Origin of the sequence: Neorhizobium sp. IRS_2294 (assembly GCF_050500145.1) — a bacterium.
Classification (GTDB): domain Bacteria; phylum Pseudomonadota; class Alphaproteobacteria; order Rhizobiales; family Rhizobiaceae; genus Neorhizobium; species Neorhizobium soli.
The window spans coordinates 607735-632500 of sequence record NZ_CP191440.1 but is presented as its reverse complement, the minus strand read 5'-3'; the positions used below and the strand labels follow the sequence as shown (position 1 = coordinate 632500).

General features: G+C 61.4%; 22 protein-coding genes, 1 tRNA gene and 2 rRNA genes (1 of these 25 cut by a window edge). 5 read left to right on the top strand and 20 right to left on the bottom strand.

Annotated elements, in window-relative coordinates:
* The 3 genes from ACQY1K_RS20155 to ACQY1K_RS20145 form a co-directional block, all read left to right on the top strand.
* A 23S ribosomal RNA gene (locus ACQY1K_RS20155) occupies positions 1-1076 on the top strand; it begins 1738 nt to the left of the window's first position.
* 255 nt (positions 1077-1331) lie between these two features.
* Positions 1332-1446 (top strand): 5S ribosomal RNA (gene rrf / locus ACQY1K_RS20150).
* A 258-nt stretch (positions 1447-1704) separates the two neighbouring features.
* Positions 1705-1781 (top strand) — tRNA-Met (locus ACQY1K_RS20145).
* A gap of 322 nt (positions 1782-2103) precedes the next feature.
* On the opposite strand, the gene ACQY1K_RS20140 is transcribed toward ACQY1K_RS20145, so the two are convergent.
* The 13 genes from ACQY1K_RS20140 to ACQY1K_RS20080 all read right to left on the bottom strand — a co-directional run bounded on the left by ACQY1K_RS20140 (position 2104) and on the right by ACQY1K_RS20080 (position 14473).
* Positions 2104-3242, bottom strand: a protein-coding gene (locus ACQY1K_RS20140; protein WP_430257338.1) for an IS3 family transposase whose coding sequence is annotated in 2 segments (ribosomal slippage) — positions 2104-2975 and positions 2975-3242 — 1140 coding nt in all. Because the reading frame shifts where the segments join, the coding sequence is not laid out codon by codon here.
* A gap of 159 nt (positions 3243-3401) precedes the next feature.
* Positions 3402-3893 carry a heme-degrading domain-containing protein gene (locus tag ACQY1K_RS20135; protein ID WP_184656073.1) on the bottom strand — a complete coding sequence of 164 codons (492 nt, stop codon included), beginning with the start codon at positions 3891-3893 and terminating at the stop codon, positions 3402-3404.
* Between the two features lie 64 nt (positions 3894-3957).
* Positions 3958-4710, bottom strand: coding sequence for a ribonuclease activity regulator RraA (locus ACQY1K_RS20130; protein ID WP_184656074.1), 753 nt, complete (start codon positions 4708-4710; stop codon positions 3958-3960).
* Between the two features lie 44 nt (positions 4711-4754).
* Entirely contained in the window at positions 4755-5507 is a 753-nt protein-coding gene (locus tag ACQY1K_RS20125) for an SDR family NAD(P)-dependent oxidoreductase (RefSeq protein ID WP_430260521.1), read from the bottom strand.
* Positions 5508-5509: 2 nt separating this feature from the next.
* Positions 5510-6580, bottom strand: coding sequence for an ABC transporter ATP-binding protein (locus tag ACQY1K_RS20120; protein ID WP_430260519.1), 1071 nt, complete (start codon positions 6578-6580; stop codon positions 5510-5512).
* 25 nt (positions 6581-6605) lie between these two features.
* Positions 6606-7421 (bottom strand): aldo/keto reductase, encoded by an 816-nt coding sequence (locus tag ACQY1K_RS20115; RefSeq protein ID WP_430260517.1) that lies wholly within the window; start codon positions 7419-7421, stop codon positions 6606-6608.
* Positions 7422-7437: 16 nt separating this feature from the next.
* Complete coding sequence (locus ACQY1K_RS20110; protein WP_158478640.1) at positions 7438-8289, bottom strand: carbohydrate ABC transporter permease; 852 nt, start codon at positions 8287-8289, stop codon at positions 7438-7440.
* Positions 8286-9146 carry a carbohydrate ABC transporter permease gene (locus ACQY1K_RS20105; RefSeq protein ID WP_430260515.1) on the bottom strand — a complete coding sequence of 287 codons (861 nt, stop codon included), beginning with the start codon at positions 9144-9146 and terminating at the stop codon, positions 8286-8288. Before ACQY1K_RS20105 ends, ACQY1K_RS20110 begins: the two co-directional genes overlap by 4 nt.
* Positions 9147-9211: 65 nt before the next feature.
* On the bottom strand, positions 9212-10414 hold the full coding sequence (locus tag ACQY1K_RS20100) for an ABC transporter substrate-binding protein (RefSeq protein WP_246454187.1): 1203 nt from the start codon (positions 10412-10414) through the stop codon (positions 9212-9214).
* Between the two features lie 63 nt (positions 10415-10477).
* Complete coding sequence (locus ACQY1K_RS20095) at positions 10478-11608, bottom strand: mannonate dehydratase (RefSeq protein WP_430260513.1); 1131 nt, start codon at positions 11606-11608, stop codon at positions 10478-10480.
* Positions 11609-11697: 89 nt separating this feature from the next.
* Positions 11698-12897, bottom strand: coding sequence for a galactonate dehydratase (gene dgoD, locus ACQY1K_RS20090; RefSeq protein WP_184656082.1), 1200 nt, complete (start codon positions 12895-12897; stop codon positions 11698-11700).
* A gap of 14 nt (positions 12898-12911) precedes the next feature.
* Entirely contained in the window at positions 12912-14039 is a 1128-nt protein-coding gene (locus ACQY1K_RS20085) for an iron-containing alcohol dehydrogenase (protein WP_430260511.1), read from the bottom strand.
* A gap of 2 nt (positions 14040-14041) precedes the next feature.
* Entirely contained in the window at positions 14042-14473 is a 432-nt protein-coding gene (locus ACQY1K_RS20080) for a VOC family protein (RefSeq protein ID WP_184656084.1), read from the bottom strand.
* Between the two features lie 221 nt (positions 14474-14694).
* On the opposite strand from ACQY1K_RS20080, the gene ACQY1K_RS20075 reads away from it, so the two are divergent.
* Both ACQY1K_RS20075 and ACQY1K_RS20070 read left to right on the top strand, forming a co-directional pair.
* Positions 14695-15477, top strand: coding sequence for an IclR family transcriptional regulator (locus ACQY1K_RS20075; RefSeq protein ID WP_184656085.1), 783 nt, complete (start codon positions 14695-14697; stop codon positions 15475-15477).
* Between the two features lie 21 nt (positions 15478-15498).
* On the top strand, positions 15499-16695 hold the full coding sequence (locus tag ACQY1K_RS20070) for a mandelate racemase/muconate lactonizing enzyme family protein (protein ID WP_430260509.1): 1197 nt from the start codon (positions 15499-15501) through the stop codon (positions 16693-16695).
* Between the two features lie 175 nt (positions 16696-16870).
* Here the strand turns inward: ACQY1K_RS20070 and ACQY1K_RS20065 are convergent, their stop codons facing one another.
* The 7 genes from ACQY1K_RS20065 to ACQY1K_RS20035 form a co-directional block, all read right to left on the bottom strand.
* Positions 16871-17884: a Gfo/Idh/MocA family protein gene (locus ACQY1K_RS20065; protein ID WP_430260507.1), complete on the bottom strand. Its 1014-nt coding sequence runs from the start codon at positions 17882-17884 to the stop codon at positions 16871-16873.
* On the bottom strand, positions 17881-19065 hold the full coding sequence (uxuA, locus tag ACQY1K_RS20060; protein WP_184656088.1) for a mannonate dehydratase: 1185 nt from the start codon (positions 19063-19065) through the stop codon (positions 17881-17883). Before uxuA ends, ACQY1K_RS20065 begins: the two co-directional genes overlap by 4 nt.
* 124 nt (positions 19066-19189) lie before the next feature.
* On the bottom strand, positions 19190-20257 hold the full coding sequence (locus ACQY1K_RS20055; protein WP_430260505.1) for an ABC transporter ATP-binding protein: 1068 nt from the start codon (positions 20255-20257) through the stop codon (positions 19190-19192).
* A 12-nt stretch (positions 20258-20269) separates the two neighbouring features.
* Positions 20270-21487: an AGE family epimerase/isomerase gene (locus tag ACQY1K_RS20050; protein ID WP_430260503.1), complete on the bottom strand. Its 1218-nt coding sequence runs from the start codon at positions 21485-21487 to the stop codon at positions 20270-20272.
* Positions 21488-21492: 5 nt separating this feature from the next.
* Positions 21493-22386: a carbohydrate ABC transporter permease gene (locus ACQY1K_RS20045; protein WP_184656091.1), complete on the bottom strand. Its 894-nt coding sequence runs from the start codon at positions 22384-22386 to the stop codon at positions 21493-21495.
* Positions 22383-23270, bottom strand: a complete 888-nt coding sequence (locus ACQY1K_RS20040) for a carbohydrate ABC transporter permease (RefSeq protein ID WP_184656092.1) — start codon at positions 23268-23270, stop codon at positions 22383-22385. The genes ACQY1K_RS20045 and ACQY1K_RS20040 overlap by 4 nt, the downstream gene beginning before the upstream one ends.
* 126 nt (positions 23271-23396) lie before the next feature.
* Entirely contained in the window at positions 23397-24701 is a 1305-nt protein-coding gene (locus tag ACQY1K_RS20035; RefSeq protein WP_430260501.1) for an ABC transporter substrate-binding protein, read from the bottom strand.
* Between the last annotated feature and the right edge of the window lie 65 nt (positions 24702-24766).

Genomic DNA, 24766 nt, shown 5'->3' with positions numbered 1-24766 from the left:
GTCGAAAGACGACGTATAGGGCCTGACGCCTGCCCGGTGCTGGAAGGTTAAAGGGAGAGGTGCAAGCTTTGAACTGAAGCCCCAGTAAACGGCGGCCGTAACTATAACGGTCCTAAGGTAGCGAAATTCCTTGTCGGGTAAGTTCCGACCTGCACGAATGGCGTAACGACTTCCCCGCTGTCTCCAACATAGACTCAGTGAAATTGAATTCCCCGTGAAGATGCGGGGTTCCTGCGGTTAGACGGAAAGACCCCGTGCACCTTTACTATAGCTTTACACTGGCATTCGTGTCGGCATGTGTAGGATAGGTGGTAGGCTTTGAAGCGGGGACGCCAGTTCTCGTGGAGCCATCCTTGAAATACCACCCTTATCGTCATGGATGTCTAACCGCGGTCCGTTATCCGGATCCGGGACAGTGTATGGTGGGTAGTTTGACTGGGGCGGTCGCCTCCGAAAGAGTAACGGAGGCGCGCGATGGTGGGCTCAGACCGGTCGGAAATCGGTCGTCGAGTGCAATGGCATAAGCCCGCCTGACTGCGAGACTGACAAGTCGAGCAGAGACGAAAGTCGGTCATAGTGATCCGGTGGTCCCGCGTGGAAGGGCCATCGCTCAACGGATAAAAGGTACGCCGGGGATAACAGGCTGATGACCCCCAAGAGTCCATATCGACGGGGTTGTTTGGCACCTCGATGTCGGCTCATCGCATCCTGGGGCTGGAGCAGGTCCCAAGGGTTTGGCTGTTCGCCAATTAAAGCGGTACGTGAGCTGGGTTCAGAACGTCGTGAGACAGTTCGGTCCCTATCTGCCGTGGGTGTAGGAATATTGACAGGATCTGTCCCTAGTACGAGAGGACCGGGATGGACATATCTCTGGTGGACCTGTTGTCGTGCCAACGGCATAGCAGGGTAGCTATATATGGAAGGGATAACCGCTGAAGGCATCTAAGCGGGAAACCCACCTGAAAACGAGTATTCCCTATCAGGGCCGTGGAAGACGACCACGTTGATAGGAGGCGTGTGGACGTGCAGTAATGCATGAAGCTTAGCCTTACTAATAGCCCGATTGGCTTCATCGTTCTCATTGACTATGCTCATCAAGGTGCTGCGCACCTTGATGATGACATCTGTTTTGTCCTGACGCGTGAACAACGCTCCGGACGGGCCGCCGGACGTTCGGCGACGGCCTCTGGCCTTGCGGAGCTACGCTCCGACAAACCAGCCGGCAAACAAAGACGTGTTCAACTAAGACAAAAGGGGGTTCGCCCCCGCCAGCTTCTCGACATAGTGTTGCAATGGTCGCCCATTGCAACGCATACATTGCCCTTAATCGACCTGGTGGTCATTGCGGGGTGGCTGCACCCGTTCCCTTTCCGAACACGGCCGTGAAACACCCCTGCGCCAATGGTACTCCGTCTTAAGACGCGGGAGAGTAGGTCGCTGCCAGGTCTATTAAAGGCAATGCCATCCATAAGGATGGACCAAACAATCTTCTCACACATAACAAACCGGCCCCTGGCCAAACCAAGGGCCGCTCCCAAAGCGGCCTTTTGTCGTTGCTGGGGTTTAACGAAATAATGGGACGTTCGGTCTGTAGCCGGTGCGTCCCTCACAGGAGACAAATCCTTCGGATTTGCTCCGGAACTACACGTAAACCGCAACGTGGTTTACGCAGACGCGAAATTTGGCAAAGCCAAATTCGCTTGGCGCGGGGTGGAGCAGCCCGGTAGCTCGTCAGGCTCATAACCTGAAGGCCGCAGGTTCAAATCCTGCCCCCGCAACCAAACAACACCTAAAATCACCCAAATCAAAGCCCCGCTCGGTCATCATCAGCGGGGCTTTTTGTCGTGCGCATCAGAGAACGCGATGGAGAAGGAAAGGGCGAGGGGGAAGGAGTCTTGCGGATGGCGACCGACCGTGTCTGGATTGACCTACGCCCTAAGCATAGCGATCTGCTCCCAAAAACCCCAGCGACCACATCCGTTAAGCACGCTCTAAAGCAAGTTTCTCACGCATGGTCTTCAACTCCTCAAGCTGGTCGTCAAAGAGCTGGCTCGGTTTGTCTGAACAGTTTCGGGCGTTTCGCTAAGTGGATTTCCGCCTCGATTATGCCGCCACCATCATTGGTGCCAGCGCGTTGAAGTAGGCCTGATCCGGCGTCCTCCGGTCAAGGGATGAATGTGGGCGTCGGCTATTGTAAAAGGTCAGATAGCGGCGGATGCCAGCGCGGGCCTCGGACACTGTTTTATAGGCGTGGAGGTAGACTTCCTCGTATTTGATCGAACGCCAGAGCCGCTCGACGAAGACGTTGTCCCGCCACGCACCCTTGCCATCCATCGAGATGGCAATCTCAGCCTTTTTCAGCACCGCCGTGAAGTCGACGGAGGTAAACTGCGAGCCCTGATCGGTGTTGAAGATGTCCGGCTTTCCGTAGCGGGCAAGCGCTTCCTCGACCGCTTCGATACAGAAGGCTGCTTCCATCGTGATCGACAGCCGCCACGACAAAACCCTCCGACTGAACCAGTCGACGACCGCGCAAAGATAGACGAAGCCCCGCGCCATGGGGATGTAGGTCAGGTCCATCGCCCAGACCTGGTTGGGGCGGGTGACCGCCAGCTTGCGGAGGAGATACGGATAGATTTTGTGACCGGGAGCCGGTTTCGAAGTGTTCGGGCGACGGTAGATCGCCTCGATGCCCATCTTCTTCATCAGCGTGGCGACGTGCAGCCGCCCAGTCTCCAGCCCTTCTCCCCTCAAGAGCCCTTGCAACATCCGACTTCCGGCAAATGGGTAGTCGAGATGCAACTCGTCGATCCGGCGCATCAGAGCCAGATCGCCGTCAGACACCGGACGCGGCGAATAATAGACGCTGCCACGGCTGAAGCCGAGAAGCTTCGCCTGGCGCACGACGGATAGCTTATGCTCGCGGTCGATCATTTCTTTCCGCTCAGCAATCCCGCCTTGCCGAGCGCTCCGGCTAAAAAATCATTCTCCAGCGTCAGCTCCCCGATCTTGGCGTGCAGCGTTTTGACATCGACGGTTGGACCCGCCGGTTCCGCCTTCGCTTCATCGCCGAAAACGCCTGTCGCTCCCTCAAGGAGCTGGTCTTTCCACTGCTTGATCTGGTTGGCGTGCACGTCGAACTGCTGGGACAGTTCCACCAGCGTCTGCTCGCCTCGAATGGCGGCGAGCGCCACTTTTGCCTTGAAAGCCGGGCTATGGTTCCGGCGCGGTCGTCTCGTCATGGTATCTCCTGTTCCTGGCATCTAAGCCGAAGTCAGGCAGAAATTCCACTTATCCCCGCTGTGCAGATTTCCCGAGCCACCTCTTCAAAGCCGGAATTTTCAATGCGGATCCGTCGCTGCAACTGCCCGCTCATCGGCGACCCGATGCGCGCGTCCTGACTATTCTCGCGACTCGTGACTGCCACGGCTTTTGAAGAGCTGTCTTAGTACTGACGTGACCAGTGCGTGATCCTCTATATCAGGTAGGCCACTGACCGCTACGACGCCGACGAGGCCGACGCCGCTCACCATGATGGGGACGCCGCCGCCGCTCGCGGCATAGTCCGCCTGCGCCAGGCGGTACCGGCTGTGGAAGTCGACGCCGTTCTTCTCACAGAGCAACCGCATATAGAGGGAGCTGTGCTGGAAATGCTCCACCACCAAGCGTTTGCGCCGGGCCCAGGCAATGTTGTCGGGCGTGGCTCCCGGCAGGAGCGTGGAAAACACCACGGCGCCCTGATGGGTGATCTCGATCGCGACCGGGAGGTTTGCCTCGGCCGCGATGCCGCGCATTTCGCTCCCCAGTTCCCAGGCCGTCCCGTAGTCAAACCTCGCAAGCGCAAGATCGCTTTCTTCGGCCATGAGGCCTTCGACAGTTTGCGGTGCTGGCATGGGTCTTCCTTCAATGGGCCGGGAGGGGCGTGACTGTCCTCCCGGCGATTGGAAACGGCAGGGATCAGAGACGGGATGCCTGTGCGTCCCGCCAGGCGAGGTACTCGTCCCGGACGCCCTCCGTGAGCGGATAATATTTGCGCAGGTCGCCACCCTCTGACAGCCGTATACGAGCAAATTCTTCCCATTCGGCGTGTTCGCTGGAACGCTCGATGACCTCGGGGGCCAGCGCCACGGGCACTACGATGACACCGTCGTCGTCGGCGACAATGATGTCGCCTGGCATGACCAGAACACCGCCGCAGGCGACCGGTACGTTGACGGCAAACGGGATCAGGTTTGTCTGGGCGTGGTAATTGGGCGTGACGCCGCGCACCCAGATGCCGAGATCGAGTTCCTTCGCCTTGGCGGAATCGCGGATGCAGCCATCCACCACGATGCCGGCGCCGCCACGACCGGCGAGGAAGGTCAGCATCATTTCCCCGAAGATGCCGCTTGCCATGTCGCCCCGTGCGTCAACGACGACCATATCGCCCGCCTGGGCGGGGTAAAGGACATGCCGATGCAGCTGGACTTCCGGGTTGTCGTACTCGTTGGCGCCGTAGAGGTCTTCGCGCTTCGGCATGCACTGCAGCGTCACAGCCGGCCCAGCCACCGATCGTCCATGATTTAGCGGCTGCGGGCCGCGGATCTGCGGGTCACGGATGCCCATGAGGCTGAGCTCACTGCTTGCGGTGGCGGTGCCGATCCTGGCGAGCGCATCGCAAAGCGCGCGGGGCGGGCGGGTGATGTCTTTGATGTCTGAAGGGGACTGCATTGCACTTAACCTCGATGTGGAGAATGGGCAGGTCGGCGGGTGGGTCAGACCCATCCGCCGTCGACGACGTAGTTCTGACTGGTGATGCCGCTTGCATCGTCGGATGCGAGGGAGAGCGCCAGCTTGGCGACATCCTCCGGCTGCAGCCGGCGCTTGAGCGCCTGCCGCTCGGCCCGCATCGCATCGGCCTCCGGTGTCAGCCAGAGTTCCAGCTGGCGCTTGGTCATGATCCATCCGGGCGTGATGGCATTGACGCGAATATCGAAGGGTCCGAAGTCACGCGCCAGGGAGCGGACAAGACCGATCACCGCGGATTTGGCGGCCGTGTAGAGCGGCATGCCGCCGAAACCTGCCATCCAGGTGATGGAGCTCATGCAGATGATCGAGCCACCGCCTGACTTCATGTCGGAAAACACCGCCTGCGAGGCGAAAAACTGATGCTTGAATTTGGTGTCCATGCGCTCGTCGAAATATTCCTCCGTCACGTCCTCGGCGGCATGGCGCTCGTCATGGGCGGCATTGTTGACGAGAACGGTGATCCCGCCGAAGGTTTCCCGCACCTTCTCGACGCCCGCCCGCAGGGCCTCGATGTGGCGCAGATCGACGGGCACGAAGAGCACGTGGCGCCCCTCTGCGGTGAGCGCCTGCATCAGCGCCTCGCCGGCTTCCACGTCGCGATCGAGAAAGCCGACGCGGGATCCCTGTTCGGCAAAGGCCCGCACGAGGGCAGCGCCGATGCCGCTTGCCCCGCCCGTCACCAAAACCGTCTTGCCCTGCAGATCCGGATAGATCGCCATGTTCAGGCCTCCGGAGACAGGGGGATGCGCAGGCCCGTTTGCGTATCGAAGAGGTGAATGTGATCGGGCATCAGCGAGAGCGCCAGGGTCTTGCCCGGCGCAAGCATGATGCGTTCGCGAAAGACGCCGACGACCTCGTGCCCGGCAAGCTGCATGAGAACGAGTGTTTCCGCTCCCGTCGGCTCGACGGTCAGGATTTCGGCGGGATGTCCCTGCGGATCGATGACCAGATGTTCTGGCCGGATGCCGAGCTTGACTTCCTGGCCCTCGAGGCGGGCTGCCGATGCAGGCACCGTCATGCGGGTTCCATCGGCGCCGAGGAAGTGACCGTCGACAATCCTGCCTGCGATGAGGTTCATGGCGGGCGAGCCGATGAAGCCGGCGACGAAGATGTTTGCAGGGCGGTCGTAGAGTTCGAGCGGCGACCCCACCTGTTCCAATCGGCCGGCGTTCATCACGACGATCTTGTCGGCCATGGTCATGGCCTCGACCTGGTCATGGGTCACGTAGACGGTGGTGGTCTTGAGACGATGGTGGTTCTGCTTGATCTCGGAGCGCATCTTGACGCGAAGCTTTGCGTCCAGATTGGACAGCGGCTCGTCGAACAGGAAGACTTCGGGGTTGCGCACCATGGCGCGGCCCATGGCAACGCGCTGGCGCTGGCCGCCGGAAAGCTGGCGGGGATAGCGCTGCAGGTAATCCTCGAGGTTGAGGGTCTTTGCCACATCGAGGACCCGATCGCGCACGTCCTGCTTCGGGGCCCGGGCGAGCTTGAGCGAGAAGCCCATGTTCTGCTCGACGGTCATGTGGGGATAGAGAGCATAGCTTTGGAACACCATGGCGATGTCCCGTTCCTTGGGCTGAAGCGCGTTGACGACGCGTCCGCCAATCGAAACCTCTCCGGCGGAGATGTCTTCCAGCCCTGCCAGCATGCGCAGGAGCGTGGATTTTCCGCAGCCGGAGGGGCCGACCAGCACCACGAATTCACCGTCGGTGATATCGATGTTGACGCCGTGCAGGACTTCCAGTGCGCCGTAGGACTTGCGAACGTCGTTGATTGTGAGCGGGGCCAAGAGTGTCTCCTGTCGCTGAAGCGGTTCAATCGTCCCAACGGGGAGATTTGGCGGGGTTGATGTGGCGCGCGCCGCGGTCAAGCGCGCCGATGCGCTGGATGTCTGCGTCCGACAGCTGAACCTTAAGGGCCGCGAAGTTGCGCTCGAGGTTCTGCCTGCTTCCGGAAGCCGGGATGACGGCATGGCCCTCGGCCATAAGGAAGGCGAGCGCAATGGCTGATGCCGTGACGCCATGGGCCGCGGCGATCTCCTGCAGCAGCGCGTCGTCGTTGACGGCACCCTTGTAGAGCGGCTGGTAGGCGGTGAGGCTCAACCCCTTGCTGCGGCAATAGGCGACCAGCCGCGGCGACTGGTGGTAGGGATGGATCTCGACCTGGTTGGTCACGAGCGCATCGGGTCCAAGGAGCGCCATGGCCTTTTCGAGCAGGGCGATCGGAAAGTTCGACACGCCGATCAGCCGTGTCAGGCCGCGCTGTTGGGCTTTGACGAGTTCCTGCATGTAGTCTTCGAAGGGCACGAGGTCGTCCTGCGACGGCCAGTGGATGAGCAGGAGGTCCACCTGGTCGAGGCCCAGCGTCTCCAGGCTTTCTTCCACGCTTGCCGCAAAATCCTGTCGCGCGAGATTTGTATCGGCCACCTTGGTGGTGATGAACAGGTCGGCGCGGGGCAGGCCGGAGCGGCCGACGGCCTCTCCCACATTGGCTTCCGTGCCGTAGCTCTGGGCGGTGTCGATGTGGCGGTAACCAATTTCGAGGGCGGCCAGAATGGCCTCGATGCCTTCCTCGCCGGTGCGCCCGAAGGTCCCAAGGCCGAGTTGGGGGATGGGGGACTGGTAGGTCATAGACTTCCTTTCAGTCTCAGCCCTTGGTCGCGCCGGCCGTGAGGCCGCCAACGAACAGGCGCTGCATGGATAGGAACAGGATGGCGATCGGGAGCGTCATGACGACGGATGCCGCCATGACGGCGCCCCAATCGGTGTTGAATTCCGTCGAGAATTCCGCAAGGCCGATGGGCAGCGTCTTCACCGAGGAGTCGGTCGCGAAGCAGAGTGCGAAGATGAACTCGTTCCAGGTGGTCACGAAGGCATAGACCATCACCGAAGCGATGCCCGGCAGCGACAGCGGGAGGGTGATGCGGAAGAGGCATTCGAGGCGGCTCGCGCCATCGATGATCGCCGCCTCTTCCAGCTCGACGGGAATGTTCTTGAAATAGCTCGTCAGCATCCAGACCGAGAGCGGCAGGGTGATGATCATGTAGACGAGGATCAGGCCCCAGTAGGTGTTGACTAGGCCTAGAAAGCGCAGCGTGATGAACAGCGGAACGATGATGGCCGCGGTAGGCAGGAGCTGGGCCACGAGCACCAGCGACTGCAGGAGCGGCTTGCCCTTGAACTTGAAGCGGGCAAAGCCGTAGGAGGCAAAGATCGCCAGGATCAGCGCAAGACCGGTCGAGCCCGCCGATACGATGACGCTGTTGAGGAAGTAACGCGGGATGTTCGATTGGAACAGCACGTTGCTGTAGTTCTGGAAGGTCGGGGTGTCGGGCCACCAGATCGGCGGCACGGTATAGAGCTCGCGCAGTGTCTTGACCGACGAGACGACCATCCACCAGAAGGGAAAGAGGCACACCAGCACCAGAAGCACGGAGCCGACGAGGATCAGCCATCCGGGCAGGCCAGGGCGGGTCAATTTAGAGGTCTTGCCGCTCATCGCGCTTCCTCCGGGTTGGAGGCCAGGGTTCGGATGTAGATAAAGACGATCACGATCGCGACGCCGAAGAACATCACCGAAAGGGCGACTGCCTGGCCGAACTGCATGCCGTCGAAGGCGGTGCGGAAGATCTGGATCGGCGTGATCAGCGTCTTGTTGGCGGGGCCGCCGCGGGTGATGGCGTAGATGATGGTGATATGGTTCAGCGCCCAGATGACCAGAAGCAGGGTGATGGCGACGATCACGGAGCGGACCTGCGGCAGCATGACGTACCAGACCTCTTCCCAGAAGCTGGCACCGTCGATCCGGGCGGCCTCATAGAGGTCGTTGGGAATGGACTGCAGGCCGGCCAGCACCATGATGGCCACGAAGGGGAACATCTTCCAGATGTTGATGGCGATCATCACGGGCATGACCGTGTTGCCGTTGGTCAGCCAGCCGATCGGCTTGTCGATCAGCCCGGGCGCCGTCAGCATGTAGTTGATGATGCCGAATTCGGTGTGCAGCATCCAGGCCCAGGTGGTGGCCGCCACGATGCCGGGCACCACCCAGGGCACCAGCGTCACCGAGCGGACGATCGCCCGCCCACGGAAATTCTGGTTCAGCAGGATTGCCGCCATGACGCCGAACAGGACCTGGAAGATGATTGAGCCGAGCACCCACCAGAGCGTGTTCCAGAAGGCAATGGGCGTGGCGCGGGCAGCAAGGACGCGGCGGAAATTTTCCAGGCCGACGAAGTTGCCGGCATTGTCCGTGACGCTGAGAAGTCCGGTATAGGCCACCGGGTAGGCAATCAGCATGCCGAGCACCATCAGTGCCGGCAGAATGAAGAGGTAGCCTGTCGATTGTTTTTGCATCGGTATCATCCTCCATCACCAGTGATCGGAGGGCAGCAGAAAGCCACCCTCCGGCCGTGCAGGCTTTAGAGGAGCCCTTCGATTTCAGAGGCGGCGCCATCCATGGCATCCTTCACGCTCTCGTCGCCGAGCAGGATGCGCTGAATGCCGTCGAAATAGGCCTGGGAGATCTGCACCCAGTTCGGATGGGCCGGTACCGGCCGCCCAAAGGGGAGCATGTCCTTGAAGACCTTGAGGATCGGATCGTTGAACCGCTCGGCGTTCATGGCCGAGATCCGCGCCGGGAAGGTATCGGTCAGAATTGCCTGGTTTTCCGACTTGGACAGAAAGGCAACGAGCTTCTTCGCTTCGTCCGGGTTCTTGGCGGAGCTCGGAACCACCAGGCTCCAGCCACCCAGGATCACGGCTGTCTTTGCCCCTTCCGGATGCGGAACGGGAATGACGCCGATGTCGATCTTCGGGTTTTCCTTGCGGATCGACTGGATGTCGAACTGGCCCGACTGGTACATCGAGACCTTCTCAGCGATGAAGAGACGGCGGTTCGCAGTGCCGTCATTTTCGAGCGTCGAGGACGGCGAAAGGTGGTTCTTGAAGAAGTCCGTATAGAAGCTGACGGCCTTCTCCGATTCCGGGCTGTCCACCAGAACCTTCTTGCCGTCGTCGGAGATGATCCCGCCGCCCAGCATCCACATGAAGGGGAGCGAGCGGAAGATGGTGTTGCCCACTTCGCCGCCGCCGGTGATGGCGAAACCGGACTTGCCGTTGACGGTCAGCTTCTTGGCCGCGTCAGCAAAGGCTTCCCAGGTCTGCGGGGGCTTGTCCGGGTCAAGCCCGACCGCCTTGAAGTCTCCCCGGTTGATGATGATCGCGTGGGTCTCGATCCGGTAGGGCGCACCCCAGAGCTTGCCGTTCCAGGTGTTGTACTGGAGAGCGGCGGGGATGTAGTCCTCGCGTTGCGTCACTGCCTCGTCGAGCGGAACGACCAGCTTGTTCTGGGCGTATCCGTTCACCCAGGCGTGCTGCACGTCGATCACGTCGGGAGCGGCGCCTGACTGGAGCGCCGTCAGGATGCGCTGGGGAAGGCCGTCCGTCGTGGTCGTCTCCAGCTTGACCGTCACACCCGGATTGGCCGCCTGGAATGTCTCCACCAGCTGGCGGGCCCGGGCCTCGTTGAAATTCGGCGTCCACCAGACTACCTGGCCCGCCCATGCGCTTGCCGACATGGCGAGAAAGGATGCCGTCGCGGCCATTGCCAATTTAATCGTCATCGTTTTCATGATCTCCTCCCAGAGTTCTTGCTGCATTTCCCAGACCTTGCGGCCAGTTCCGATCTATCGTGCGGACACCTTTGATGCTCGTGCCTCGACGTCTTGATGAAGCGGGGCCTGCGCCTTGGCGCGGCTCTCCTGCGCAAGGAGGCCTTTCATGTAGCCAACCGTATAGGCATGGCCGGCGTGCCAGGGTTCAGCGCAATCAAGCTCCGGAACATGGTCCGGCACCAGAACGCCGTCGTAACCCTCCTCCTTCAGGATGCGCAGGATCTTGCCCATGTCCACGTCGCCATCATCCACGAAGGTTTCGACGTAGTTCGGCACCGTTCCGCGGACGTTGCGGAAATGCACATAGGCAATGGCCTTGGCTCGGGCGAAGCGACGGGTCGTCTCGTAGATGTCGCCATCGGGCATTTCCGCCAGCGAGCCGATGCAAAACTCGAGCGCATTGGAAGGGCTGTCGACGATCGAGAGCAGCCGGTCGTATTTCGTGTGTTCGTTGACAAGGCGCGCCGTCCCCCGCAGCCGCTCGACCGGCGGGTCGTCCGGATGCGCTGCCAGCCGAACGCCGGCTTCCTCGGCCACAGGCACCAATTCCTGCAGGAACCATTCGAGCCGCGACCACAAGGTGGCGTCATCAACCGTTTCCGGCTGGGCGCTCTTCACCGCGGGACGATAGCGCATGTTCCCGACCATGCCGTCGGGCACCGGGGTCTGCGCCTCGATCTCGTCCATGGCGAAGACCGCTGTCACAGCGCCGCCGCGGGCGATCGGCTTGCGCTGCCATCCCCAGACGCCGGCGATCGAGAAGTTATAGCCGAGCACAGGGATGCCGGCGCGCCCCATATCGCGCACCATCTGCTGCAGATCGCGCATCTGCGCATGCTTTTTCGGACCGTCGAGCAGGATGTCTGACCAGAAATTGGGCGAGATGTTTTCCAGCGCTGCAATCCGCAAGCCGAGGCGCCCGAACATCTCAATGAGGGATGCCATGCGCTCGAAGCTCCAGAGCGGCGCGTCGATGCACTCTCCGTTGATCGGGCCGACACCTCCGGCTGCGTAGGCCGAACCATCTGCATTGCGCGTGTAGTCGGTCAGGTGAACGACAACGTCCTCGACGCCCAGCTGGCTGGCGAAGCGTGCGCCTGCCTCGCTCAGCAGCGGGCCGTAAAGGGAAAGTCCAATCCTCACGCAGCAATCCTCCGTTCGCCGCAGAAAGGTAGTTCAAATATGAATACTACCTGTTCTACATGTAACTATGTTGCCTGGGCCGGCATCTGTCAACGGTCTTGGCCGGGACCGGCGTCATTGCGGTCGCCCGAGAGCGTCTGCTTGCCGGTCGCAACGCCGCTGGTATTCATCGATCCATCGAAGAGCGGTACATTGGTCGCTTCATAGGGGAAGCGGGCGCAGGCTTCCTCGTTTAGCTCCACCCCAAGACCCGGTGCCGTCGGCGCCAGGATTGCGCCGTTTTCGAACTGCAGGGTTTCCCGCACCAGCTCCCGGCGCCAGGGAACGTCGATCGAGACGGTCTCGAAGACCGAGAAATTCGGCATGGCGACCGCCGCATGCAGCGTCATCGCGTTCATCACCGGGCCGACGGGATTGTGGGGTGCGACCGGGATGAGGTGCATGTGCGCGAGGTGAGCGATCCGCTTGGTTTCCGACAGGCCGCCGGCGTGGGAGACGTCCGGCTGCAGCACATCGACCGCCTTCTTGGAGAGGGCCTCGAGAAATTTGCCCGGCTCGTACCAGCGCTCGCCGGCCGCGATCGGCACGGGGCTTGCCGCCCGGACTTCAACCAGCGCGTCGATGCTTTCGGGCGGTGTCGGCTCCTCGATCCATGTCAGGTCGTAGGGCGCCAGCGCCCGGCACATGGCAATCGCAGTCGGCACGTTCAGCCTGCCGTGCACGTCAAGCATGAGGTTGATATCGGGACCCACGGTATCGCGGACGGCTTCGACAATCTCGATGGTCTGGCGCCGCTGCCGGCGATCCATCTCCAGATCCGCGGTGTCGAAGGGGTCCCATTTCAGCGCCCGGTAGCCCATGGCGACTGCCGCCTTCGCCTGGGATGCATATTGTTCGGGCGTGGTTGCGCCGAAGAACCAGTGATTGGCGTAGCATTCCACGCGGTCGCGGAACTTGCCGCCGAGCAGCTCATAGACCGGCACGCCAAGCGCCTTGCCCTTGATGTCGAGCAGGGCAGCTTCGATGCCGCCCAGGGCCGTGCGAAAGACCGCGCCGGTGCGCCAGTAGCTGTCCCGGTGCAGCTGTTCGACGATTGCATCGACTGCGAAGGGATCTCGACCGATGAGGACGCGCTCGAGCTCCTCCAGCGCCGCAACGATGGTCTTGGTCTTCCATTCCAGCGTCGCTTCGCCGACCCCGTCAATTCCGTCATCCGTATAAAGCTTCACGAAGACGAAGTTGGTGCGCTGGACATTGGCGACGAAGGTCTTGAGGGCCGTGATTTTCATGTACAGTCTTTCCTTCAGGCCAGGGCTTCCTGGAGCATCGTGCGATACTCCTGCCCGGACGGGGGAACAGGATTGGTGGCGTGGCTGTGGTCGGCGAGCGTCCGCTCGATCACGTAATCGGAGCAGTCGGGGGTGACGCCAAGGGCTGCGAGGCCGGTTGGAATGCCGAGCCGGCGGTTCAACTGGTCCAGCTCTCCTGAAATATCGGCGTCCGGCGCAAGTCCCATGGCTGCGCGCAGCCGCGCAAATTTGTCGACCGAGGCCGGCGCGTTGAACCGCAGCACGATCGGCATCAGGATGGCGTTCAGCGTTCCGTGGTGCAGGCGCGGCTCTTTCAGGCCACCCAGCGCATGGCTGAGCGAATGCACAGCGCCCAATCCCTTCTGGAAGGCGAGGCCGCCCTGCAGCGCGCCCATCATGACTTCGGTTCGCGCCTCGATATCACCGGGCGTGTCGAAGCTTCTGGGCAGGTTGCGCCAGATGCGACCGGCACCGTCGAGCGCAATCGCTTCGGCGGGCGGGTTGAAGCGGGGCGAAAGAAGGGTTTCGATGCAGTGGGACAGGCCGTCGAGCCCGGTTGCGGCAGTAAGCCCTGGGGGCAGTCCGAGCGTCAGAAGCGGATCGCAAATGGCGCGCCGCGGGATGAGGTGGGGGCTAATGAAGCCCAGCTTGCGGCCATCCTGAAGCGTCAGCAGGGAGGCGCGGCCGACCTCTGCCCCGGTGCCGGCCGTGGTGGGAATGGCAATGACCGGTGCAACGGCAGCGGTGATGCGGTCGACGCCGCCATAGATCGCGGCATAGGTTTCCAGCGGGCCATCATGGGTGGCCAGCAACGCCACGCCCTTGGCGAGATCGATCGGCGAGCCGCCGCCCAGCGCAACGATGCCGTCGCAGTCATGCGTCCGGTAAAGGGCAAGGGCATCCTGCACCGCCTGCTCGGTCGGATTGGATGGTGTGTCCAGATAGATCGCAGTCCCTTCCGGAAGCATCGCGCGGACCCGTTCCGCCAGGCCCGAGGCGGCAAGCCCCCGGTCGGAGATCAGCAGCGGTCGGGCAAGCTTCAGCTCGGCAATCGCGTTTTGCAATTGCTGGAGTTCGCCCGGCCCGAAGTCGATGGTCGTCAGATAGGTGATCCGCGCCATGATCAGTGTCCGTTCCGGCGTGCAATCGCCTGGGCCTGCATGCCGTCCGGCGCCATCTGCATGAGTTCGATGCGGTGGCCGTCCGGATCGGCGATCCAGGTCTGCCAGTTGCCGTCCAGGGCCTTGATCTTTGGCCGGATCAGAGCGATGCCCGCCGACTCCAGCTCGCGTACCGTCTGCTCGATATCCGGCACTGCGAGGCACATGTGGTTGTAGCCCAGCGCTTCCGGACCCGGAACGTTCTCGCCCTCTGCCTCGGGGAATATCTCCAGGTATTGATCATCGGTGATGCGCAGATAGACGAGCCAGAGCCGTCCATCGCGGTCGAGCCGCATCAACTCGCTGAAGCCGAGCTTGTCGATGTAGAAGGCAAGCGTGCGGTCGATGTCTTTGACGCGGATGGCGACATGGGCGATCGAGGAAACGGTCAGCATTTTAGAACTCCTATCGGTGTGCCAGACAGATCGGGAGGCATGGTTGGGCGCCGCGCGCGCAGCTGCCGGATGGGCCGGCAGCTGGGCGCAGACAAAGGTCACGAATGCTCCTCCGGGCGATATCCAAACAATTCCCTCCATGAATTATTCAGATATGAACTTTGACAGTTCAGATATGTATGCTAATACCGGAGCAGGGATTGTCAACAGGAAGGTTGCGGATGAGCGAAATCGTTGACGAAGGCGTGAGCAAGCATACCATTCCCGTGATCGACCGCCTGATGGACGTGCTCGGGGAGATCGAGAAGACGGACAAAGGGCTGACGATCAGCGATCTGACAAGCGCGCTCAAGCTTCCCCGCACCACGATCTACCGCATCGTCAACTCGCTCCAGCAGCATCAGGTCGTCTACCGCGACGAGAACGGTGCCTATCACCTCGGCCGCAGGCTGCTTGCGCTGGCGGCCCATGTGGGCGTGCGCGCGACGGACTACGATCTGGCGGCGATCAGCCAGCCGTTCCTCGACAAGCTTGCGGGGGATCTGGGCGAGGGCGTGAAGCTCAGCATTCTCGACCAGGACGGCGTGCTGGTGCTGGCGACGGCACAGGGCCGACGCGAATATGCGCTGACGGTGGCGCCCGGCCAGAGAATGCCGATCCATGCGGGGGCGGCCAGCAAGCTGCTGCTCGCCCATCTTTCGGAAGAGGATCTGGCCTACCAGATGTCGCGCCCGTTGAAGGGTTTCACCCCGAAGACCCTGACCGACCCGAAGCGGCTGCGCAGCGAGCTTGCCCGCATCCGCCGCCTCGGCTGGGCGCAGGACAAGGGCGAGAACGCGCCCAGCATCCAAGCCTATGCCACGCCCATCTTCACCCAGACGGGCAAGATGATCGCAGCGCTGAGCGTGCCTTTTCTCGCCGGTACGGCTCCCGGCCGGATGGAGGAGATCCGACTTGCGGCGCTCGCGACCGCCAAGGCCATCAGTGCCGCCATTCCTGTTTGACCCAGCCGCTGAGGAACAGCCATGAAGATCGTTGACGTCAGATGCGCCGTGATCGGCAAGAGCCCGGTCGTGCAGATTCTATCCGACGAGGGGATTTCCGGCTTTTCCCAGGCGGAAACCTGGAAACCCTATCTGAAGCCGCATATCCTTGCCTTCCGCGATGCGCTGATCGGCGAAGATCCGACGCTTGTGGAGCGTGTCATGCTGAAGATCCGCCAGCGCGGCGGCTTCAAGCCCTGGGGGAGTGCCGTCAGCGTCATCGAGATGGCGCTCTGGGATCTGGCCGGCAAGGCGGCGGGTGTGCCCGTGCATCGGCTGCTGGGGGGCAAGGTGCGTGACCGCGTGCGCGTCTACAACGGCTCGATGCGGTTTCCCTTCACCGGCCATGAGCCGCAGGACTATGCGGACGACATTGCCAAGATGATGGCGCTGTCTGAGGGCTTTACCATCATCAAGCAGCCGATCGGCTTTCATTCCGCGATGAAGCGGGAGGTGCCGGATTTCTATTACGGGGAGCCGAGTGCGAGCCCGTTCCATGGAGCGCTGGACCGCGGGCCGATCACCGAAAAGGGCCTGCGGCATTTCGTAGATTGCGTGGCGGCGATGAAGGAGGTTGCCGGTGACAAGGTCGGCCTTGCGCTGGATTGCGGGCCGGGATGGATGCTGCCGGATGCGATCCGGCTGTGTCGCATGCTCGAACCCTTCAACCTGCTCTGGCTGGAGGACCTGCTTTCCGGCGACTACACGCCCTGGGTCAACGCCGGTGTCTACAGGGAGCTCACCCGCGGCTCCACCACGCCGATCCATACGGGCGAGCAGATCTACCTGCGCCAGAATTTCAAGGAGCTGATCGAGAGCCATGCGGTGCATGTGGTCGGTCCCGATCCCGCCGATGTGGGCGGCATCGCCGAACTAAAATGGATTGCCGAATATGCGGATCTGCACGGCATCATGATGGCGCCGCATGGCACGGCAAACGGGCTTCTGGGCCTTGCCGCACTGATCCAGGTTTCGGCGACGCTGCCCGCCAATTTCATCGCCTTCGAGTATACGACGGCCGATCCCGCCTGGTGGTCCGACATCGTCCAAGGCCTGCCGACGCCGATCGTGATCGACGGAATGGTCGAGGTGCCCGACCGGCCCGGCATGGGCGTCACCTTCATCGAAGAGCGTGCCAAAGCGTATCTTTCGGCGGAGGATCAGGGCTTTTTCGATTGAAATTGCGTCTTCCTGGCAGAACTTCCTCAGACGACCGACACGCGCCGCCTCGACTTCGTCTCGACGAATTGCTTCGGCGGCCGTGATCGAACTAGGGCGGACGCAAAACGCGCCGTACGGGGCTTTTCGCGTTCTTGCGAACAGGCGGGGAGAAGCGTGCATCGATAGCCTGGATCTATGTCTCGGGTTGCCGCCTTCCGGCATCGATGATGCTACTGATAAAGGCTTGAGCACGTAGGGCGTCCTCTCCATCTACGGTGATGGGCAGCCCCGAGGTGATCGCCTTCACGAATTCTTCGATAAGCAGGCGATGCAACTCATGGCCGAATGCCATCGGGTCGCTTCCGCTTCCCGACGCGAGGTTTTGACCGGCCGTGATCCTACGGCCGCCCTGCAGCGTGGCGTCGAGACTGTCTCCGGTGAGGATCGCCGTCCCATTCGTGCAGATCAGCTCGATGCGGTCGGGGTAGCCGGGATAAGCGCAGGTCGTCGCGTTCAGCGTCCCCATGGCGCCATTTTCGAAATGAAACGTCGCATTCACCAGGTCTTCCTTTTCCATCCGGTGGATTGGGGAGGTCCGGACGGAAGCGGTGACGTCCAAGGGCTTGCCAGCGAGGGCCAGCAACAGATCGATCGTGTGGATCGCCTGGGTCAACAGAACACCGCCACCGTCGCGCGCAAGCGTGCCGCGACCTGGCTCGTCGTAATAGCTCTGCGGCCGCCAGTTGCGGACGCTCGCTGTCGCTTCAAGGATCGTTCCCAGCTGGCCTGACCGCAGAAGGTCCTGCGCCGTCCTAAACGATGATCGGAACCGGTTCTGCAGAACGACGGACAGCAGGACGCCGGCGTCGCGGGCAACCGAAACGATCGCTCGGGCACGCTCCAACGAGACATCGAGCGGTTTTTCGAGAAGGATGTGCTTGCCGGCCTTTGCCGCTTGTTCGACCAGTTCGAGATGGGTATTCGGTGGCGTCAGGATCAGCACCGCGTTGACCCGCTCGTCATGATAGATATCGGAAACTGTATCGGTCACCGGCAAGCCGTACTGCGCGGCAAAGGCAAGGCGGCGCGCCTCCGTCGGACTGTAGGCGGCGATCATGTCGACCTGATCGGCAAGGTCGATCAGGCTGCGGGCGTGGTGTCCCGCCGCCATGCCAAGACCGATGATCGCGACGCCCGGTTTCTTCATGATAGGCCCCCGAGTGCGTCGATGGTGCGCATCACGCCGCGCAGTTCGGCGAGACCCTTCAACCGGCCGATGCAGGAGTAGCCAGGGTTCACGCTCTTGCCAACGTCGTCGACGATCGCGTGTCCGTGGTCCGGCCTCATCGGGATCTCGTGATCCTGTCGACCCTCAGCAAGGCGGCGGCGCTCTTCTGCCATCAGCGCGTCGACCACGCGGATCATGTCAGTATCACCTTCCAGGTGCTCGGTCTCGTGGAAGGATCCGTCGCCTTGCTTCGTGACGTTGCGCAGATGCGCGAAATGGATGTCTGCCGCGAATTCCCGCGCCATCGATACCAGGTCGTTTTCCGGATTGGCGCCGTAGGATCCGGTGCAGAGCGTGATCCCGTTGGACGGCGAGGGCACGGCTCGAAGGAGGGCTCGCACATCCGAGGCCTTGCAGACCACGCGCGGCAGGCCGAAAAGAGGGAAGGGCGGGTCATCTGGATGGATTGCCATCTTCACGCCGGCCTCTTCGGCGACCGGAACGATCTCCGCCAAAAACTCGACAAGATTGGCACGAAATCCCTCGGTCGAAAGCTCGCCATAGACATCCAGCATGCGGTTGAGGCTCTGGCGGTCGTAGACGAATTCGCGAGCCGGCACCCATTCGATCAGGTTGCGCTCCAGCCTTGCGAGATCGCTCTTGCTCATGGCAGCAAGCCGCGCGCCGGCTTTGGCGATGCGGTCGGCCGGATGGTCGGTCTCGGCGCCTGGCCGCTTCAGGATGAAGACGTCGTAGGCGCAGAATTCGACGATGTCGAAGCGCAGGGCTGTACCGCCATGCGGCATCCGGTAGTCGAGATCGGTGCGTGTCCAGTCCGTGATTGCTATGAAATTGTAGCAGACGGTGCCGAGGCCGGCCTTGCCGACGGCGCGGATCGACGTCTTGTAGTTTTCGATGAGGTCGCGGTAGCGCCCCGTCCGTGTCTTGACGTCCTCGTGCACGATTATGCTTTCGACCACGGACCATGTCAGGCCGGCATCCTCGATCATCGCCTTGCGCTTGAGGATCTCATCCTCGGGCCACGCTCGGCCGTCGTTCAGATGATGCAGCGCCGTCACGACGCCGCTCGCGCCTGCCTGTCGTACGTGGGGGAGCGTCACTGTATCGTCCGGCCCGAACCAACGCCATGTCTGTTTCATTTCGCTGTGCCCTTGGCGAGTATCATCAGGGTATGCTCAACCCCGTATGCGTGGATTGATGAAAGATGTGCTGCGACGATCGTCCGGCTTCATTTGTAGCCACTTCTGTCCCAATCATCGGTGCTCAGCCGATGCGAATACCGGTATCGGTATCAAAGAGGTGGCCATTGCTCGGGTTGAAGCTGAGATGAAGCACGTCGCCGACCTTGATGATGACACGCTCGCGCAGCTGGGCCGATATCTTCTGTCCGTCGACCGTCCCCTGAACGAAGGTCTCGGCTCCGGTTGGTTCGACATTGGTCACGGTCATCGGAATGCCGTCGTCTGCCGCCGTGACGAACAGATGCTCGGGCCGGATCCCGTAAGTCACCACCGTCTCGGGTGAGGCCGTCACCTCGGCTGCCAGTGGCAGTTGGATGCCGTGCTCGGTGACTACACAGCGGCGGTCGTCGCCAACGCGCACGTTCAGAAAATTCATAGAGGGCGAGCCGATGAAGCTCGCGACAAACATGTTGGCCGGCCTGTCGTAGAGATCGAGCGGGGCGCCGACCTGTTCGACCAGGCCGTCCTTCATCACAACGATCCGATCGGCCATCGTCATTGCCTCGATCTGGTCGTGGGTGACGTAGACCGTCGTGGTTTTCAGCCGGGCGTGGATGTCCTTCAATTCGGCGCGCATCTGCACGCGCAGCTTGGCATCAAGGTTGGAAAGCGGTTCGTCGAACAGGAAGACCTTTGGATCGCGCACGATGGCGCGGCCCATGGCGACGCGCTGGCGTTGGCCGCCCGACAGCTGTTTCGGATAGCGTTCGAGATAGTCGGAAAGTCCGAGAATGCGCGCTGCATCCACGACCCGCTGGGCAATCTCATCCTTGGATTTCTTGGCGAGCCGGAGCGAGAAACCCATGTTCTCTGCAATCGTCATGTGCGGGTAAAGGGCATAATTCTGGAAGACCATGGCGATGTCACGGCTCTTGGGCTCGACATCGTTGATGATTTGGCCATCGATGCGCATCGTGCCGCTGGTGATCTCCTCGAGGCCGGCGATCATCCGCAACAGCGTGGACTTGCCGCATCCTGAGGGACCGACCAACACGACGAAGGCGCCGTCCGGCACTTCCACCGAGACGCCCTTGATGATTTCGAAATCTCCATAGGCCTTGCGGACGTTTTGGATTTCAACGGAAGCCATGATCTATCCTGACTATACGAGTGTAGCGGGCGTGAACTGGTCAGCAACGCGAATGGCTGCGAGCAGGCTCAGTCCGGTGTGGTAGGCCGGATCGAGATCCGGTGTGGCGGGCACGAAATCCACCGGGCCGTCCATGGTCATCGTCTGGTAGGCGATTGGCGGCGTGCCACGCCAGTAATGCCTGAAGAAAGCCGCGTGCGCAGTCTTCCAGAGGGCCAGGCTCTGGGCGCTGCCTGTGCGTCGGTGGACAAGTGCAGCGGATCGGATCGCCTCCGGCAGCGACCACCAGGGACAATAGGAGCTCTGCGGCTCGCCGGTCTCAACGGATACGGTGAGTGCAATGCCCGGTCCGACGAAACCCTTCTCGAAGGACGACAGGAGAATACGTTCGAGACTGGCGACCAATCCCGGATCGGCGTCATCGCCGAGATGGTCCATGGCGAAGCCGACGAACTCGATACCGTGACCGGGATTGCACGCATCTCCGCCCGGCACATTGCGCAGCAGTCCGGATTGGGCGTTAAAGTGCTGGTCGAGGATGTGGGCGATAAAGCGGTCTGCATAGCCAAGATGCGCAGCGTGGCCGAGGCGCTTCAGCATGCCGGCGGCGCCCAGCAGGATCATGCGCGGACCAAAATCGTCCGGCTGGTTGGCGATGCTGTCAGTGGAGAGCGGCCGGCGCTCGTCGATCTGGAAGTGCTGGGCCTCGATGGAGGCAACGACCCGATCGAAATAGGCAAGGTGATCGCCCAGATCAGGCAGGGCGTAGCGGCTTGCGGCTGCCACCAGGCCCTTGGCAACGAAGGCATCCGAATAGGAGTATATCAGCTCAGGTTTTTCCTGGGCGTGAACTACGCCGGATGCATCGGCATAGACCGCATTCATACTCTGGTCGTAGCAGAAATAGGCATGACCGCTCTGCTTATGCATGCTGGCAATCGCCTCATAGAGATGTCGGCCGGCAGTATCGAGTTTCCCGGCTAGAGGCGGCAGTTCCCGAGTGAAGAAATCTGCGTGAGTGACGAGGGCTTCGAGACCGCGTCCCTGGATCCAGCCATAGGTGTAAGCCGGCCCTCGAGCGCCATCGTCCAAACCGTAGTCCTGCAATGTCAGGCTGTTCTGCTTGGTATTCAGGAAACCGTTGCCAAGCGCCGGTCGTTGTAGCATCCAGTAGAGCGTGCCGGCGTTGGCTGCGGCATAGGTCCTGCGGGCCTCTTCGAAAAACTCCATCCCCGTCATTCCTTCAGACCGGTGCTGGCGACGCCCTGCACGAAATTGCGGCGCAGGATGACGAACAGCAGGATCGACGGAATGAGGACGGTCGCGGACGCAGCGCTCAGCCGGCCAAGATCGACGGTGAAGCCGGTCTGGAACAGGGCCAGCCCGACCTCGATCGTATAGCTTGATCGGGTTGTGGTGACGATCATCGGCCACGCGAAGGCGGTCCATGCCTGGAAGAACGCGAGCACCGCAAGCGCTCCGAGAGCGCCGCGCAGGAGCGGCAGAACGATGCGAAAGAAGATCCAGAACTCTCCGGCGCCGTCAATGCGTGCGGCTTCCAGCAACTCATCGGGAATGGAATGAATGACGTTCTGCCGGATCAGGAAGATGCCGAAGCTCATCACCAGATAACCGAGCAGGAGACCCCAGACAGAATTCAGGATGCCGAGGCTTTTGGCCTGGAAATAGAGCGGGATCATGTAGACTTCGAACGGCACGATCGCCGTCGCGAGAAACAATGCAAAGAGCACGTTCATCGTGGCGAAGCGGAATTTCCCGAAAACGTAACCGGCAATCGCTGACGTGGCGACGATGGCGATGGTCGACATGACCGCGAATGCGATGCTGTTGCCGATCCAGCGAAGCAGTGGCGTTTCCGAAAGAACCGCCTTGAAGTTGTCGAGCGTCGGGTCGCCCGGAACAATGGTTGGTGGCCAAGCGAGCATTTCTGCCGGCGTCTTGAAGGCGTTCGCGACAAGAAAGACGAGCGGCAGCAGCATCAGAACCGAAACGCTCAGGAGAAAGATGTCGATCGCCAGATTGGTCAGCTTCTTTTTTCGGCGCAGGCGTCCGCCTTCGGCCAGTTCCTCAGCAGTCTGCTCGGTGTGGCGCATGGTCTGGAAGGTCATGACTTGCCCCTTTCCCGCAGCATGGAAAACTGGATCAGCGTCAGTCCCAGCACGATGACCAGAAGTACGACTGCCTCCGACGCGGCATACCCGACGCGGTAATTGCGAAAACTGTTTTCCAGCATGTCGAGGACGAGCACGCGGACCTGCCGGCCCGGCGCGCCCTGCGCATCCGACGCCAGCACGAAAGCCTGCGCGTAGACATTGAAGCCGGAGACGAGCGTAACGACCGAGACGTAGAGTGTGATCGGCTTCAGCATCGGGATCGAGAGGTGCCAGAAACTCTGCGGACCGGAGGCACCGTCGAGCTTGGCCGCCTCATACAGCGAAACCGGCAGGTTCTTGAAGCCGACGAGATAGATCAGCACGGCATAACCGAGCGCCTGCCAGGAGCACAGGACGATGATGCAGATGACCGACAGCACCGGATCGAAAAGCCAGTTCTGCATCGGAATACCGATGAAATCGAGGAGCGCGTTCAGTGGCCCGAGCCGGGCGTCGAATATCCATTTCCAGGCCATCGCCGCCGGCACGAGCGAAACGACATGCGGGATGAAAACTGCGGTCTCGTAGAAACCCGCCATTCTCGAACGCGTCCGGTGAAAGAGCATTGCTGCGATAATCATCGCCATGGGAATCGTCAGGACCAGCACGCCGAAAGCGATGATCGTGGTGTTGACGAGCGCGTCGAGAAACAGGTGGTCGCCCATCAGTTCGCGGAAATTCGCGAGTCCGATGAAGGGCTTGTTCTTTGAAAGGATGTTCCACTGGAAGAGGCTCAGCCTCAAAGTGTCCGCGATCGGATAAAGCCGCACATAGGCGAAGATCGCCAGTGTCGGTAGGATCGCGAGGATCGCAAAGAAGAATCTCTTGCGCTTCAGCATGCGTTCGGCCCGTAGATCGTATGAGTTCGGAGCGGGGCGAGTCCGGCCGCTCTGGAGGCCGGACTTTGATTTTCATAATGGTTCGGCCGATCACAGGCGATCAGGCGAGCCTCAGACGCGACCGCGCTATTTTGTCAGCAGTCCCTCGCGATCGAGGATGGTGTTCACCTCGTCGCTGGTTTTCTTCAGGAAGGCATCGATCTTGGCGTCATCAGTGGCCATGGACGCGTCGGCGAATGCGACGACAAGCTGGGCCGCGACGCGGGTGAGAACTTCCTCGATCGGACCGATCGACGGCAGGGTGAAGAACTTGTAGCTCGTCGGATAATCGACGAAAGCCGTGAAGGCCGGCTGTTTCGCTGTCACCGATGTGTAGTCGATGCCAGCCCGGTTCGGCAGCCAGCCGACATTCTGCAGCAGCCAGACGAGGTTTTCTGGCGAGTTGGCGGCCTTGGCGAATTCCCAGCCGACCTTGCCGTCTTCACCGGCGACATAGAGGTTTGTCGGCAACGCGATCGAGCCTGTCGGTAGCGGTGCTGTTGCATATTTGAGGCCAGGAGCCTTCTTGGCGATGTCGCCGATCACCCAGGATTCGCGGATGAACATGGCAGTCTGGCCGCGCTCGAAGGCGTCGGCATCGGCTGGCATTTCCGGCGTTACGGACTTCTGCGTAAAGACGAGATCGAGATACTGCTTCAGCGCCTTTCGGCCGGCCTCGTTGGCGAAGTCGGTCTTCCATTTGCCCTCGCCGGCCGGCACCAGGATCGCGCCGCCGAACTGATGCAGGTTGGTCCAGAACTTTTCCGCGATACCCTGCCCACCGCCCGAAAGGCGCAGGCTCCAGCCCGACACTGTCGCCTTGCCGGAGGCATCCCGCTGGGTCAGCTTCTTGGCGTATTCTGTGAATTCTTCCATGGTCTTGGGCGGCGTGGTGAGGCCGGCAGCCTTGAACATGTCGGTGTTGTAGAAAAGCGAACCCTGGCCGCGGAACAGAGGCACGCCATAAACCTTGCCGTTGCTGCTTGCGATGTCGGAAAAGAACGTGCCGAAGTTCTTCGGATCCTTGACGAAGGTCGATATGTCGGACGGAGCTTCGGGCAGGAGATCGTTTTCGAGGTAGCGGGTCGCAGTCGATCCGGAAAGCTCGATGACGGTTACGCCGTCCTGGCCGCCGCCGGTCAGGCCGAGCGCGACGCGTTTTTCATGTTCACGCAGCGCGATTGCCTCGACCTTGACCTCAAGGTCGGGGTGGGCGGCTTTCATGCCATCCGCGACATGCTGGTAAAACGGCGCCATCTCGGGGTAGCCGCTCCAGACTGTAAGGGTCTCGGCAGAGGCGACCGTGATGCCGGACAGAAATGTTACGGCGAGAGCCGTGCTCATGGCGAGCGCGCGGGTGGAAATCTTGAGCTTGCTATATGCGTTTTTCATTTCCCAGTTCCCTTATGTTATTGCCAAAAAGCTGTCATGCAACCGGTTGCGTGTCAAGCATCAGA

Excerpts from the sequence above, each read along its gene's own strand:
- dgoD (WP_184656082.1), bottom strand. The coding sequence starts at position 12,897 with ATGAAAATCACGGCCCTCAAGACCTTCGTCGCCAATGTCCAGCGCACC.
- ACQY1K_RS20110 (WP_158478640.1), bottom strand. The coding sequence starts at position 8,289 with ATGAGCGGCAAGACCTCTAAATTGACCCGCCCTGGCCTGCCCGGATGG.
- ACQY1K_RS20115 (WP_430260517.1), bottom strand. The coding sequence starts at position 7,421 with ATGACCTACCAGTCCCCCATCCCCCAACTCGGCCTTGGGACCTTCGGG.
- ACQY1K_RS20085 (WP_430260511.1), bottom strand. The coding sequence starts at position 14,039 with ATGGCGCGGATCACCTATCTGACGACCATCGACTTCGGGCCGGGCGAA.
- ACQY1K_RS20065 (WP_430260507.1), bottom strand. The coding sequence starts at position 17,884 with ATGAAGAAACCGGGCGTCGCGATCATCGGTCTTGGCATGGCGGCGGGA.
- ACQY1K_RS20130 (WP_184656074.1), bottom strand. The coding sequence starts at position 4,710 with ATGCAGTCCCCTTCAGACATCAAAGACATCACCCGCCCGCCCCGCGCG.
- uxuA (WP_184656088.1), bottom strand. The coding sequence starts at position 19,065 with ATGAAACAGACATGGCGTTGGTTCGGGCCGGACGATACAGTGACGCTC.
- ACQY1K_RS20040 (WP_184656092.1), bottom strand. The coding sequence starts at position 23,270 with ATGCTGAAGCGCAAGAGATTCTTCTTTGCGATCCTCGCGATCCTACCG.
- ACQY1K_RS20075 (WP_184656085.1), top strand. The coding sequence starts at position 14,695 with ATGAGCGAAATCGTTGACGAAGGCGTGAGCAAGCATACCATTCCCGTG.
- ACQY1K_RS20045 (WP_184656091.1), bottom strand. The coding sequence starts at position 22,386 with ATGACCTTCCAGACCATGCGCCACACCGAGCAGACTGCTGAGGAACTG.
- ACQY1K_RS20055 (WP_430260505.1), bottom strand. The coding sequence starts at position 20,257 with ATGGCTTCCGTTGAAATCCAAAACGTCCGCAAGGCCTATGGAGATTTC.
- ACQY1K_RS20100 (WP_246454187.1), bottom strand. The coding sequence starts at position 10,414 with ATGACGATTAAATTGGCAATGGCCGCGACGGCATCCTTTCTCGCCATG.
- ACQY1K_RS20070 (WP_430260509.1), top strand. The coding sequence starts at position 15,499 with ATGAAGATCGTTGACGTCAGATGCGCCGTGATCGGCAAGAGCCCGGTC.
- ACQY1K_RS20135 (WP_184656073.1), bottom strand. The coding sequence starts at position 3,893 with ATGCCAGCACCGCAAACTGTCGAAGGCCTCATGGCCGAAGAAAGCGAT.
- ACQY1K_RS20050 (WP_430260503.1), bottom strand. The coding sequence starts at position 21,487 with ATGGAGTTTTTCGAAGAGGCCCGCAGGACCTATGCCGCAGCCAACGCC.
- ACQY1K_RS20080 (WP_184656084.1), bottom strand. The coding sequence starts at position 14,473 with ATGCTGACCGTTTCCTCGATCGCCCATGTCGCCATCCGCGTCAAAGAC.
- ACQY1K_RS20125 (WP_430260521.1), bottom strand. The coding sequence starts at position 5,507 with ATGGCGATCTATCCGGATCTGCAGGGCAAGACGGTTTTGGTGACGGGC.
- ACQY1K_RS20105 (WP_430260515.1), bottom strand. The coding sequence starts at position 9,146 with ATGCAAAAACAATCGACAGGCTACCTCTTCATTCTGCCGGCACTGATG.
- ACQY1K_RS20035 (WP_430260501.1), bottom strand. The coding sequence starts at position 24,701 with ATGAAAAACGCATATAGCAAGCTCAAGATTTCCACCCGCGCGCTCGCC.